Here is a 13181-nt window from a genome sequence, read left to right as displayed (position 1 = left end):
TGTGATTTACTGCTGCCAGCAAAACTGACAGGAGTTTGCGAGCTCATGGAACTGAGAATTGACCGACAGGCAATGGTGCCGGTCGTGCAGCAGATCGTCGACGGAATGACTGACTGGATTGTGCAAAGCGGTATCCCGCCGGCCACCCGGTTGCCCTCCGTACGGCAAATCGCCCGGGGTAATCTGCTCAGCCAGTCGTGTGTCGTCGAAGCCTGCGAGCGCCTGGTTTCGCAGGGCGTATTGAGCACGCGTCAGGGCGCGGGATTCATCGTCGCGGCCTCGCCGCCGTTGCGCGAAACGGACTCGGAACTGGCAGTGTTCGAGGGCCGCCATGCGTGGTGCGATGAGGTGAGCGCTTCGACGGGCCGCTTGATCTTGGGGCAAGGAGGCTTGCCGCCGAGCTGGCGTGAGCCCGACGACCTCAGCTACGCATTACGCGAGGTGGCGCGCACCGACATGGCCAGCCTGTTCAACTACAGCTCGCCGCTGGGCCTGCCAGCGTTGCGCGAGCAAATTGCCAAGCGCCTGAAACTGCTGCATATCGACGCCTGCAGTGCTCGGCTCATGAGTACCAGCGGTGCCAGTCATGCGCTCGATCTGATCGTGCGCACCCTGTTCAAGGCCGGCGACTGCGTGGTGGTGGAAACGCCCGGTTATGCACCGTTGTTTGACCTGCTGCGCCTGCACGGCGTACAGATGCTCGAAGTGCGTCGGACACCGAGCGGGCCGGACATCGACATGCTCGAGTCAGTGCTGCGTCAGTTTCGTCCCGCTGCCTTGTTCATCGGCAGCCATCACCACAACCCCACCGGCAGCTGCCTGACGCCTGCGGTGGCCCAGCGCATCGTGCAATTGAGCAAGACCTACGACCTGCGCGTGATCGAAGATGACGTCTACGCTGATCTGCACACCGGCAGCGGTACGCGGTTGGCGGCGCTGGACCATGGCGGCCGGGTCATTTATGTCGGCAGCTTTTCCAAGACACTGAGCAGTTCGTTGCGGATCGGCTTTGTTCTGGGCGACAGCGAACTGCTGAAGCGCCTGGCCGAGGTCAAGATGATCAGCGGCCTGGGTTGCTCGAGGCTGGCCGAGGCGGTGCTGGCCAGGCTGATGGCGACCGGTGCGTATCGCAAACTGGTGCAGCGCCAGCGCCAGCGCTTGAATGCCGATCGCGCGGCGGCCTTGCAGGCCCTGGAAGATGCCGAGTGGGAAGTGTTCGGCAAGCCGGTTGGCGGCCTGTTCATCTGGGCGCGCGCACGGTCGAGCGATCAGGCGTCGGTACGCAGGCAGGCCCAGCGTTGCGGGCTGGAGTTATCGGCAGCGGATGCTTTCAGTCCCAGCGGTGAGTGCGGTGACTGGCAGCGCATCAATGTCGCCTGCGCCTGCGACCCGCGCGCCCGGCAGTTTTTTCGCAATACTTGCGCGGATCGACCTCCAGCATTCTGAAAACGACGCGGGCGTAGCTTTTTGCCATTATTCCGACGCCAGAGTCTTGTGCTGGTTCGAGCCCGTTGCGAATCTTCGGCAACAGACTTTGGCAGGGGACTACGCGCAATGATTTCGGCCGTGCAAGGACGTTTTGCCAACCTCGGTATGGCGAAAAAACTGGGTATCGGATTTGTGCTGGTCTTGCTGCTGACTGCATTGGTCGCGGCGATCGGTGTCTGGTCTCTGCAAACCATCAGCCTGCGTTTCGACGGCCTGAAGCAGATGTCCGCGCTCAACAGCGGCCTGCTCAAGGTACGCCTGCTCGAGCAGGAGTACGCCCTGCGCGGCAATCCGAAGACCGCCGATGCCTTGCGCGAGGGCGTCGATGGGCTGATCGTCCTTGCCGGTGAGCTCAAGGCGCATTCCCCGGCCAATGTGCCGGTGATGAGCGATGTCGAGCAAGCGCTGGGCGCGTATCGCAAGGCCTTCGATGAATTCGTCTCGCTGAGCCAGGCCAAGGACCTTGCGCTCGAGATGGCCAGTTGGTCGGTGTCGAGCGTGGCCAATAACCTTGACGTGTTGCAGAGCGGCCTGGCCGATGATGGCGCCTACACCTTGAAAGACACCGAGGGCAAGGACGGTGCCCAGTTCATCGAACAGGCGAATCAGGTCAGTCAGGTCTCGCGACTGATGCTGCAGGCGATGAACGAAGCGCGGGTGCGTCTGGATCAGAGCCGCAAGGGCGATGCCGACAATGCCAGCCAGGGCAACATCGAACAGGCCGCGCAAGCGCAGGAGCAGGCCGAGGCGCTGAAAACCACGGTCAAGGACGAGGGCTATCTGACGGTGCTCAACGAAGTGTCGGGGCATATCGCCGGATTCAGCGAGAAACTGGCTGAATACACCGGTTTGCTGGCGCAAGAAAAAACGGTTTATGACCAACTGCATCAGCGTGCTGCGCAGGTGGTGGACCGGGTCAATCAGGCCTACGTCGCCGAAGATGCTTCGATGCAGGCGGAGCTGAAAAAGAACACGGTGTTGATCATTGGCTCTTCGGCGCTGGCCTTGTTGGTCGGATTACTCGCCGCGTGGGTGATCACGCGCCTGATCGTTGCGCCGCTGCGCAGTGTGATTCGCGTGGCGCAGCAGATTGCTGCGGGTGATCTGACGGCGAAGGTCGAGGTGACGCGCCGCGATGAAATGGGTCAGCTGATGTTGGCGATGCAGCAGATGGCTGCCGGCCTTGGCACGATTGTCAGTGGCTTGCAGGCCGGCATCGAGCGCTTGGCCGGTTCCGCGCAATCGCTGTCGGCGGTGACCGAGCAGACCAATCTGGAGGTCAACAGCCAGAAGGAGGAAACCGAGCAGGTCGCCACGGCCATGAACCAGATGACCGCCACCGTGCATGACGTCGCGCGCAATGCCGAAGAGGCGGCGCTGGCGGCGCAGACGGCGGATGACAAGGTCGAGAGTGGCCAGCAAGTGGTGCGCCAGAGCATGGCGCGGATCGAGCAGTTGGCGGATTCGGCGACCTCGGCCAGTTCCAGCATCGAGAGCCTCAGCGCCGAGATTCAGAATATCGGCACGGTGCTGGAGGTGATCAAGAGCGTGGCCGAGCAGACCAATCTGTTGGCGCTGAACGCGGCGATCGAAGCGGCGCGGGCCGGCGAGCAGGGCAGGGGATTCGCGGTGGTGGCCGATGAGGTGCGTGCACTGGCGCGGCGCACGCAGCAATCGACCGAGGAGATCGAGCGGCTGGTCAGTGCCTTGCGCGCGGCGGCGCAGTCGTCGGTGCAGCAGATTCGCAGCAGTGGCGAACTGGTGAAGCTGGCGGTCAGTGATGCGTTGCAGACCGAGAGTGCGCTGGGGAGTATTGCGGCGGCGGTGTCGTTGATTCAGCAGATGAATCAGCAGATCGCGGCGGCGGCGGAGGAGCAGAGTTCGGTGGCGGAGGAGATCAATCGCAGTGTTACGCAGATTCGCGCGAGTGCGGATCACTCTTCCGTGGCCATGCGCGGGAATGCGGCTTCGAGTGTTGAGCTGGCGCAGTTGGGCGGGGAGTTGCGCTCGATGGTTGGGCATTTTCGGCTTTGAGTCTTGGCGGCCTTGGGCCGACCAGGCTCTCGGGGTTTGGGTGAACCTCCGCTTTTGCTTTTCTGTGGGAGCTGGCTTGCCAGCGAAGGCGGCCTGACAGCCGACCGATTTTTACCTGAGAACACTGCTTCCCGATGTGGGAGCGAGCCTGCTCGCGAAAGCGGTCTTCAATTCACCTCCTCTTTCAAGTCGCCCACAAAAAAGCCACCAATAACGGTGGCTTCTTTATCAGTATTCCCGACTCAGTCGTAAATCACTTTCTTCTTCCAGTCCGCATCCGCTTCGACATCCTTCAAACCGGCAGTCAATTGGTTCTCTTCACCTTCAACCGGGGCAATCTTGTCCATGACCTGGGCATTGGCACGGGCAAGGAGTTTTTCCAGGTATTGCAGTTGCTCGGCATACATCTGCGGGTCCTGCTGTTTGCGCAGATATTGCACGCCGCGTTCGAAGGCGAGACGGGCCTGGCCGGGTTGGTTTTGTTGCAGGGACTGTTGGCCGAGGTTGTTGAAGAATTCGATGTGCAGCAGCACGAGGATGTGGCGCACTTCGCGAATCCACTGCTTGGCCTCGTTCGGTGGCAGGAAACCGTCGTGGGCGGCGCGGGTGATCTGGCCGTGCAGGGCTTCGAGGAGGAAGCGCACGTCTTTGGCTTTGGCTTCAGTCAGGATCGGTGCCGGCGGGTTGTTGACCGGGATCGATTCGCCTTGGGCCACCAACGCGTTTAGTTCGGTGATGCGGGCCTTGGTGGTTGCGCTGGTTTTTTCCAGATTGAGCAGGCGCTGGCAGACGTTGAGTTCCAGGCGGGTCAGCAGTAGCTTGAGCGCAGGGGTCATGAACTGGCCGGGGAAGGTTTCGGTCAGTTCGCCGCAGCGGCGCAGGCGGTCGTTGAGTTCGACTTTGGTGCGGGCCTTCTCCAGTTTGTTGTTTTCCACCACATGGTTCATGTAGCCAATGGCGATCAGAATTGCGATCCCGGCTACGACTAGCAGGGTGATCATGAGTGGTGTCACCGGTAAGACCTCTTTATAGGGTTCGCATGCGAGTGTAGTGGCTGGGCATTTAGGCGCCTAGCGCCGCTCGACGGGTTTGATCGGCTGTTGCAATCTGTATCGGCCGCCAGCTGTATAGATGAATGCTGGCGCTTGATGTGCAGATTGCCATCACTGTGCGGTGGACTATAACGCCTTGGCGAGTGGCGGAATATAGGCGTCAGGTTTCGGACGACGGAAAAGCCCTACGTGGCCCGTAATCCAGGTCGAAGTCATTGATTTAAATAAATTTATATCAGGGGGTTGACGACCCCTCAATCCATCCATAGAATGCGCGCCACTTGCAGCGTAAAGCACACAGCGAAACGCGGCAGGGAGTGAATGTTGTAGTGTGTCCCCTTCGTCTAGTGGCCTAGGACACCGCCCTTTCACGGCGGTAACAGGGGTTCGAGTCCCCTAGGGGACGCCAATGCGGGAATAGCTCAGTTGGTAGAGCACGACCTTGCCAAGGTCGGGGTCGCGAGTTCGAGTCTCGTTTCCCGCTCCAATTTTAAACAGCAGTGCTTTCGGGCGGTGCTGAGTGAAACCAGAACCAAGTCTTCGGATGCGGATCTGGACACCGAAACACACACCATGTGTTCCGGGTAGCGTGTCCCCTTCGTCTAGTGGCCTAGGACACCGCCCTTTCACGGCGGTAACAGGGGTTCGAGTCCCCTAGGGGACGCCATTTGCGGGAATAGCTCAGTTGGTAGAGCACGACCTTGCCAAGGTCGGGGTCGCGAGTTCGAGTCTCGTTTCCCGCTCCAATTTCACAAAAACGCCGATCAGTGATGATCGGCGTTTTTGTTTGTGCGCGTTTTGTACCTGCCGCGCTCTGTTACAACTTTCCTACAGCGATTCCGTGAAACTCGGAAGCAGCCGACAGCCAGCGCAGGATCAATTCTGAGATAACGACGCCTTCCCTGGCTATGACGCCAGCACCGGCCAGTCGAATCTGAGGATCTCATTCAATGTTTCAAAAAACTGCCACTGTTGACGCGTTGCGTGAAATACGGGCCACCGTCTGGCTGGCGTTGCCGTTGGTCATCGGGCATGTCAGTGCCGGGCTTATCGCCTTCGTTGACAACCTGATCGCCGGCAACCATGGCACCGATACCCTCGCGGCAGTGACTTTGGGCACTGCGTTGTTGTGGCTGCCGATGCTGGTGCCGATCGGTACGCTGATTGCGCTGACCGCTTCGGTCGCACGTTTGCACGGGGCGGATCGGATAAGCGAAATCGGCCCGGTTTTTCGCCAGGCACTGTGGTTGGCGCTGTTAATGGGGCTTTTGATGTTCGGATTCCTCAGTGTCGCTCCCGCACTATTGGCACCGGCGGGGATTGCGCCGCAGATGATTCCCGGCGCGCAGGACTTTCTGCACGCGGTGCGTTGGGGTAGTCCGGCGCTGACCTTGTTTTTCTGCATGCGCTATCTGTGCGAAGGAATGCACTGGATGCGCCCGACCATGGTTTTGAGCTTTGGTGGTTTGCTGTTGCTGGCGCCACTGGGTTACGTACTGACCAATGGCAAGCTGGGTTTTCCGGAGTTGGGCGCTCAAGGCCTTGGCATCGCCTCGGCATCGATGATGTGGCTGCAGGCCCTGCTGTTTGCCGGGTACCTTTGGCACTCCAGGCGGTTGGCGCATTTGCAGTTGTTTTCCCGCTTTGATCTGCCGTGTCGCGCCGGCATTCTGGAATTGTTGCGTGTCGGGATGCCTATTGGTATTGCGATTCTGACCCAGGGCAGTCTTTTCATCGTTACCTCTTTACTCATCGGCCGACTCGGTTCGACGTATCTAGCGGCGCATCAGATCGCAGTCAATCTCGCGCAGCTGTGTTTCATGATCCCGGTCGCCGTCGCCGAGGCGACAACCGTGCGGGTCGGTCACGCGCTGGGCCGAGGCGACTTCAGGGCGTTGCGGCGGGCGGCTTACGCAGGCTGTGCCATCGTTCTTGTCACCCAGAGTTTTTCGGTGTTGGCCATGCTTTTGGGAAACCAGATGATTGCCGGCTGGTACAGCTCGGATCTCGCAGTCACCGCGCTGGCTTCGACGCTGCTCCTCTACGCTGCGGCTTTGCAGTTTCCAGATGGCTTGCAGATGCTCGCGGCGGGAGCGTTGCGAGGTTTGCAGGACACGCGAATCCCCATGTGGCTGGCGATCTTCTGCTATTGGGGAGTAGGTCTGCCGCTGGGATGTTTGATGGCGTTTGGTATGGACTGGGGGCCGCAAGGGATATGGGCAGGGCTCATCACTGCGTTGACGCTGGCGACGGTGTTGATGGGATGGCGCTTCGTCCACCGCAGCCGGGAAGCGACCACGGTCATGCAATGAAAGAAAGGCCCGAGGGTGCATACCCTCGGGCCTTTCTTTACCACCGGGTTGAACCGATATTCAAAGCTTCGGCAACTGCCCGACACGCCCCATCATTTCCGTGACGATCTGCAGATCCAGCAGGAACTGATCGACGGTCTTGAATTCGCCATCGGTGTGGCCGGTGTATTTGGCCTCAGGTCGCGCCAGGCCGAATTGCACGCCGTTCGGCAATTCGTGAACCGACGTCGCACCAGCGGAAGTACCGAATTCCGACTTCATGCCGAGGTTTTCGCTGGCTACGGCAAGCAGCGCCTTGACCCATTCACCTTCTGGGTTGCGATACATCGGTTCGGCCACGGAATAGTCGAACGCTACAGCGACATGAGTCTTCTTGCTCCAGGCGTCCAGCTTTTCGGCGATCTCAGCCTTGAGCTTTTCCGGAGACTTGCCCTTCGGTACGCGCAGATTCACCGCCAGTTTGAAGGTTTTGTCATCCTCACCGACGTAGGTCAGCGAGGTGGTCAGTGGCCCCATGAACGAGTCGGAGAAGCCCACGCCGAGTTTTTTGCCCAGGTAGTCCAGGCCCCAGTTGTCATCGGCATAACGCGCGGCATCGGTGAACTGGTTGTGCTTGAGCGCGACTTTGCCGTCCAGGCTGTTGATGAAGCTCAGCATCCGCGCGACCGGGTTGACGCCGGACTCTGGTTCGGAGGAGTGCGCAGAAACCCCCGTCACGGTCAGTTTGACGTCTTTGCCATCAACCTTTGCCGCGACTTCGAAATCGCCGCCGTTGGCCTTGGCATAAGCGTCGCCGGCTTTTTGCAGACTGGCGGCGAGCTCGGCTGGCTTGTCGGTTACCAGTGTGACCACCGAAGCGGACGGAATCTGGTTGGTCGCTTTGCCGCCGGTCATCGAAATGATTTCCGCACCGTTGCCTTCACCTTTGCGTTTGGCAAAGTTGGCCATGACGGTGCCGTAACCTTTTTCGGCGATCACCACCGGATAACCGCCGTCCAGCGCCATGTTGTAGTTCGGCGTCGGGTTGCGTTCGAAGTAATAAGGAATGGCATCGCCGCTGGTTTCTTCAGTGGTGTCGACCAGCAACTTGAAGTTACGCGCCAGTGGCAGTTTCTCGTCCTTGATCACTTTCATGGCGTACAGCGCCACGACGATAGCGTTCTTGTCATCCTCGGTGCCGCGACCGTACATGCGATCGCCAATCAGCGTGACTTTGAACGGGTCGAGTTTGGTGCCGTCCTTCAGCACCCAGTTTTCCGGCGTCACCGGCACCACATCGGCGTGGGCATGAATGCCGACGACTTCGTCGCCTTTGCCGTCCAGAGAAATTTCGTAGACACGGTTATCGACATTGCGGAATTTCAAACCGAAGGATTCGGCGAGTTTCTGGATCTCGCCGGCAATCTTGATGAATTCCGGGTTGTCGTGTTGCTCTACGCCGTCCTTGCGGAAGGTCGGGATCTCGACGAGTTGGCGCAGGGTTTCCAGCGCGGCCTTGCCATATTTCACGCGGGTATAAATGCCCAGCAGACGGTGAATTTCATTCTGCTGTTCGGCGTTCAGAGTCTTGTTGTCGAGGAAGGCGCTGATGGAGGGGTTGAGCTTATCCGTCTTGGCCAGATTGCTTTGCGCCAGGCTGCCAAGGAAGCTGCGGAAATCCGTCAAGCTCTTGCCGTCGAAGGATTTCAGGATTGCCGCGCTTTGCTCGGCAGTGATGTTGGCTTGTGCGGCGCTGGTGAACGCTGTGAGGCTGGCCATGACGAGCGTGGCAGCGGCCAGTTTTTTCAGGGAAAAGACCATGTAACAGGCATTCCTTTGCTAGAGATTGGGAAAATATGTCTGACGCTTGCGGCAGAAACATTTTGCAACCTACCACCATGAGCAGGTGAAGAGGGAGTCACAAACTTGATCTGTCGCACAGAAATGCAAAAGAGGCGCACAAATGAAAAAGTCCCGGTAACTGATACCGGGACTTTTTTGTGCGAGTTACATCGACAGCATCAGGCGTCCGGCGAACAGAATCAGAATGACGCCCATGCTGCGCTCGAACCAATGTCCGAGGCGCATGAACAGCAGGCGCACTTTGTTGCTGGAGAAGAACAGCGCGACGATCACAAACCACAGCGCGTTGACGAAGCACATCCACAATCCATAGAGCGCCTGAATCTGCAGCGGTGTGCTGGCGCTGATGATCGTGGTGAAGATGGCCAGGAAAAACAGCGTGGCCTTGGGGTTGGTCGCGTTGGTCAGAAAACCGGTGCTGAATGCCTTGAACAGTGGTTGTTCAACCAGCGGCTCATCGGCGGTCTTTTCGCCTTCGACGCTGCTCTTCGGTTTGCTGCGGATCAGGCTGACGCCCAGATAGAGGATGTACGCCCCGCCCACCACTTTGGCCACAGTCAGCAGCCACGGCGTGGTGTGCATCAGGGCGCCGACGCCGAGCAGGGTATACAGCACGTGCACGGAAATCCCCGCGCCGATGCCCAGCGCAGTGCAGATGCCGACGAGGCGGCCGAAGCGCACGCTCTGGCGGATGGTCACGGCGAAGTCCGGACCGGGTGCAACCACGGCGAGAAAGTGGATCGTGGCCAATGCGAGAAATTCGCCCAGGTAGTTGGAAAGCATGTCAGCTCCAGAAAGTCAGAGGGGAGGCATTGCCGCGATAGCCGACAAAGAACGACAGGCTCAAACGCGGGTCGGCCACGCCCGGGGTTACCGAGTGCATGCGCCGCGAATTGAACATGATGAAATCGCCGGGCTGCGGTCGTACTTCGAGGGCGGGCGGCCCCAGCAGTGACGGCTCGATGCCATAACTGTCGCCGCGCATTTCGTCGAATTGATCCGGGGTGATGTGGTCATTCCACATCTGCAAGGCGCCACCCTCGGTTGGCATGTTCAGGTAGACGTTGCAGGCAAATTGCGCCTCGAGACTGCGCGCCTGAAAACTGTCCGGGGCGTCTTTGGCGAAGATGTCGTGATGGGCAAGAAAGCACACGCCGGGTTTGACCACGCGCGACAAGCCGACATACATCTTGCGCCCGTAAAGATTTTCCAGATGCGCGCCGGCGGGCCAGGACTCGTCGAGCATGCAGCGCAGGGTGTCGATTGGCGAGGAGTACGGCGCGCAGCGCTGGCGCAGTTCGTCGATGTTGCGGGTGGCGCGTTCGAAGTAATCCTCGATCAGCAGCGGCTGGTTTTCCGCCTCGTAGAAGGCCATGCCGATGCGGCCGATACTCGGCGCGTTGATGTAGCCTTCAAAGCCCGGGGCGAGGATCTTGTCGCCGATCTCGATCGCCAGCGGCTCGGGGAGAAAGCGTTTGACGCGGATGGCGAGGACTTCTTCGTTGGCCAGTTTTTTTATGCACGTCTCATCGAGACGCTCGACGTCTAGCATCATTTGTTTTAGGTCCATCTATCGATAGTCAACGGAACCGGCGAGTGCGGTTCCCCGGCGTCGGACGTTGCGCGACGGCAACGTCCGAAATGCTCAATCCACGCTGTAGTGGACGGACAGCGTGCCTTTCTTCTGCGAAAGGGACGCGATCGTGACTGTGCCCAGATCCTTCAGGCTGCGTACGTGGGTGCCACCGCAGCCATAGGCTGGCAGCTCACCGAAACTGATTTCCCGCGCGCCCTCGCGCAGTGAAGTCAGACGCGGCAAATCGTGTTCGATCCACTGCTCGATACCGGTTTGCACGGTTGGCGCATCGACTTCTTCTGCGCCATCGCCCGGTTTGAATTGCACCCGGCCTTCGTCCGGCCAGTGGTGCGCCTTGATCGGCATCCAGCCCATGGCCTGAATGAAATGACCGATCAGGTGCCCGGCCGAGTGCATGCGTGTGTTGAAGCGGCGGCGCTCTTCATCGATGCGGATAGCGGTCATGCCCAGCGGCAGCGGGCGGTCGACGAAATGCACAATGCGCTCAGGTTCCTGCACCACGCGCGACACCCGGCTTTCACCGATCCAGCCGGTGTCGCAAGGCTGACCGCCGCCCTGGGGGTGAAACAGGGTAGCGCGCAGCACTACGGCGAATTCGTTCTCGTGGGGTGTGCAGTCGAGGACTTCGACATTCGCCTTGAGGTCGTCACTGTGAAAAAACAGGCGAAGCGTCATATTCCATGCCCTGATCGAAGTTCTGTTTTTATTATATGAATCGTGCAATAACGTGATAATCCGTTCGAACATCAAAGGACTTGTGCGTTGTGAGCATCAATCTTCCGCTGCCGCTGTTGGGTGAAATGGCGATTTTCGTCAAGGTTGTCGAGACCGGCAGCTTCTCCGAAGCGGCGCGGCAGATGGGTTCCTCACCCTCGGCGGTCAGCCGCAGTATTTCCCGCTTGGAAAAGGCGTTGGCCACGCGCTTGCTGCAACGCACCACACGCAAACTGCGCTTGAGCGATGGCGGTGAAGAGGTGTTCAAGCGCTGCCAGGAAATGGTCAGCGCGGCCAGGTCGGTGATGGAAATCAGCGGCCAGTTCACCCACGAAGCCGAAGGTCTGGTGCGGGTCAGTGTGCCGAAAGCGGTGGGGCGCTTTGTGATTCATCCGCACATGCCGGAGTTTCTGCGCCGCTATCCCAAGGTTGATGTCGAGTTGTTGCTGGAAGATCGTCAGGTCGATCTGATCGATGATCATGTCGATCTGGCGATTCGCATCACTGATCGTCCACCGGCCGGTCTGGTCGGGCGGCAGTTGCTGACCATCGATCATTTGCTTTGCGCCACGCCGCAATACCTGGCGGAACATGGCACGCCGACGCATCCTCACGATTTGCTCAATCACAGTTGTATTTATCTGGGCGAAACGCCGAGCGATGCACGCTGGAAGTTCAAGAAGGGCACTAAGGCGGTGACGGTCGGGGTGCGTGGGCGTTATGCCGCCAATCACACGGGCGTGCGCTTGGGGGCGGTGTTGCAGCACATCGGCATTGGCAGTCTGCCGTATTTCACGGCGCGTTACGCGTTGGAGCAGAAGTTGATTGTGCAGGTGTTGCCGGACTGGACGTTTCTTGCTTCCTATCATGGTGGGTTGTGGTTGCTGCATTCGCCGACGCGTTATCTGCCGCCGAAGTTGCGGGTGTTTATTGATTATCTGGTGGAGTGTTTGCAGAAGGAGCCGACGTTGGGTAGGCCCGGGAAGTCGGTGGGCGGGGGCAATTTGGCTGTGGCGTATGAGCTGCCGGAGAGTGAGGGGTTGCTTTGAGGTTTTTTTGGTGGGACTTGGCGGCCTTGGGGCCGACCAGGTTCTTGGGGTTTTGGGTGAATATCCGTTTCTGCGGGTGTTGCTTCTGGCGGTTTCGCCCTTACGGCGAGTCACTTTTTCAGACGCCAAAAAGTAACCAAAACGCTTGCTCCTACGTTCGGCCCTCGCAGGCTCGGGTTCCTTCGCTCCGGGACTGATCCGGGCGCAGCGGCTCCGGTTTGCTTCGCTGCACCTCCTTCCGCTGTGTACGACTGCGTCGTACGGTCGCTGCGCTCCCACGCCCGGATCAATCCCTCCACTCAGCCTTCCGACGTCGCCGGTGGATCAAGATCAAAAGCGGTACTCGAGCTTGCGCTCATTGTTTTGAGTGGTGAAAAGCGTGTGGTCTGCTTTGGATCTGTGTTGGATTCGCCCCTCATCGGAACGCCGCCCGCCCAGCCCTCTCCCCGAGGAGAGGGAGCTGATTTGTGGGCTTTTCAAATCCTGAGTTCAACTCGGACTTTCACATCGACGTAACTCGCCCAAACACCTCGGTCAGTCCCCTCTCCCTCCGGGAGAGGGCTAGGTGAGGGGCTTTTGATCTTGAAAAAAAGGCCCGCATGGAATCACCAGTGCGGGCCTTTTCATTACCGTTTGAAAAATCAGTGCTTGCTGTCCTGCGCAGACATGGCCAGCAGTTGTTTTTCCTGGTTCCAGTCGAACGGTTCATCGTTCTGTTCGGCTTCGTAGCGGCGTTCTTCGAGGGCCTGGTACAGGTCGATTTCTTCGTCGGAGAGGTAGTGCAGGCAGTCGCCGGCGAAGAACCACAGCAGGTCGCGCGGGATCAGGTGGGCGATTTGCGGGTAGCGGCTGATGACTTGGGTGAGGATGTCCTGGCCCAGGTATTGGCTTTCGATAGGGTCGATCGGCAGGGAGGCCAGCAGTTCGTCGAAGCGCTCGAGGAACAGGGCATGGCTTTCTTCGGGCACTTGTTCGGCCTCACCTACGGCGACCAGGATACTGCGCAGGTGGTCGAGCAACACGAGATGATCGGCAACGACGTTGGACACGAGATAAGTCCTCAAGAGCAAAACGGGCGCGGGAGTATAAAGCC

The 13181-nt window shown here is 59.3% G+C and carries 10 protein-coding genes, 4 tRNA genes and 1 pseudogene; 9 read left to right on the top strand and 6 right to left on the bottom strand.

What is annotated here, in order from left to right; genetic code table 11:
• The first annotated feature begins 45 nt into the window (after positions 1–45).
• The 3 genes and pseudogenes from HU724_RS20995 to HU724_RS28030 all read left to right on the top strand — a co-directional run bounded on the left by HU724_RS20995 (position 46) and on the right by HU724_RS28030 (position 3522).
• A complete protein-coding gene (locus HU724_RS20995; RefSeq protein ID WP_186569862.1) occupies positions 46–1446 on the top strand; it encodes an aminotransferase-like domain-containing protein in 1401 nt (466 codons plus the stop codon).
• A gap of 108 nt (positions 1447–1554) precedes the next feature.
• A pseudogene (locus HU724_RS28035) lies at positions 1555–2661 on the top strand (HAMP domain-containing protein); the annotation flags it as partial.
• Entirely contained in the window at positions 2641–3522 is an 882-nt protein-coding gene (locus HU724_RS28030) for a methyl-accepting chemotaxis protein (RefSeq protein WP_372241007.1), read from the top strand. The pseudogene HU724_RS28035 and the gene HU724_RS28030, both read left to right, overlap by 21 nt.
• 242 nt (positions 3523–3764) lie before the next feature.
• On the opposite strand, the gene HU724_RS20985 is transcribed toward HU724_RS28030, so the two are convergent.
• Positions 3765–4523, bottom strand: a complete 759-nt coding sequence (locus HU724_RS20985; protein ID WP_186569864.1) for a hypothetical protein — start codon at positions 4521–4523, stop codon at positions 3765–3767.
• Positions 4524–4907: 384 nt separating this feature from the next.
• Between HU724_RS20985 and HU724_RS20980 the strand changes: the two genes are divergently transcribed.
• The 5 genes from HU724_RS20980 (at position 4908) to HU724_RS20960 (ending at position 6886) form a co-directional block, all read left to right on the top strand.
• Positions 4908–4983 (top strand) — tRNA-Glu (locus HU724_RS20980).
• A gap of 2 nt (positions 4984–4985) precedes the next feature.
• Positions 4986–5061 (top strand) — tRNA-Gly (locus HU724_RS20975).
• 104 nt (positions 5062–5165) lie between these two features.
• Positions 5166–5241 (top strand) — tRNA-Glu (locus HU724_RS20970).
• Between the two features lie 3 nt (positions 5242–5244).
• A tRNA-Gly gene (locus HU724_RS20965) sits at positions 5245–5320 on the top strand.
• A 204-nt stretch (positions 5321–5524) separates the two neighbouring features.
• Positions 5525–6886 (top strand): MATE family efflux transporter, encoded by a 1362-nt coding sequence (locus HU724_RS20960; RefSeq protein WP_186567739.1) that lies wholly within the window; start codon positions 5525–5527, stop codon positions 6884–6886.
• Positions 6887–6946: 60 nt separating this feature from the next.
• On the opposite strand, the gene HU724_RS20955 is transcribed toward HU724_RS20960, so the two are convergent.
• The 4 genes from HU724_RS20955 to HU724_RS20940 all read right to left on the bottom strand — a co-directional run bounded on the left by HU724_RS20955 (position 6947) and on the right by HU724_RS20940 (position 11000).
• Entirely contained in the window at positions 6947–8686 is a 1740-nt protein-coding gene (locus tag HU724_RS20955) for a dipeptidase (RefSeq protein WP_186567740.1), read from the bottom strand.
• Positions 8687–8872: 186 nt separating this feature from the next.
• Positions 8873–9511, bottom strand: coding sequence for a LysE family translocator (locus tag HU724_RS20950; protein ID WP_186567741.1), 639 nt, complete (start codon positions 9509–9511; stop codon positions 8873–8875).
• Position 9512: 1 nt separating this feature from the next.
• Entirely contained in the window at positions 9513–10283 is a 771-nt protein-coding gene (locus HU724_RS20945; RefSeq protein WP_122700212.1) for a 2OG-Fe(II) oxygenase, read from the bottom strand.
• A gap of 90 nt (positions 10284–10373) precedes the next feature.
• The gene (locus tag HU724_RS20940; RefSeq protein WP_186567742.1) at positions 10374–11000 is read right to left on the bottom strand and encodes an alanyl-tRNA editing protein; all 627 of its coding nucleotides are present in this window, start codon (positions 10998–11000) and stop codon (positions 10374–10376) included.
• Positions 11001–11089: 89 nt separating this feature from the next.
• Here HU724_RS20940 and HU724_RS20935 point away from each other — a divergent pair, with 89 nt between their 5' ends.
• Positions 11090–12088, top strand: coding sequence for a LysR family transcriptional regulator (locus tag HU724_RS20935; RefSeq protein WP_186567743.1), 999 nt, complete (start codon positions 11090–11092; stop codon positions 12086–12088).
• Positions 12089–12729: 641 nt separating this feature from the next.
• Here the strand turns inward: HU724_RS20935 and HU724_RS20930 are convergent.
• Complete coding sequence (locus HU724_RS20930; RefSeq protein ID WP_039760212.1) at positions 12730–13137, bottom strand: PA2817 family protein; 408 nt, start codon at positions 13135–13137, stop codon at positions 12730–12732.
• Positions 13138–13181 lie beyond the last annotated feature (44 nt).

This window comes from Pseudomonas iranensis, from assembly GCF_014268585.2.
Lineage (GTDB): Bacteria > Pseudomonadota > Gammaproteobacteria > Pseudomonadales > Pseudomonadaceae > Aquipseudomonas > Aquipseudomonas iranensis.
Note: the sequence above shows the minus strand (reverse complement) of the source record. Positions and strands in the feature narration are given on the sequence as shown.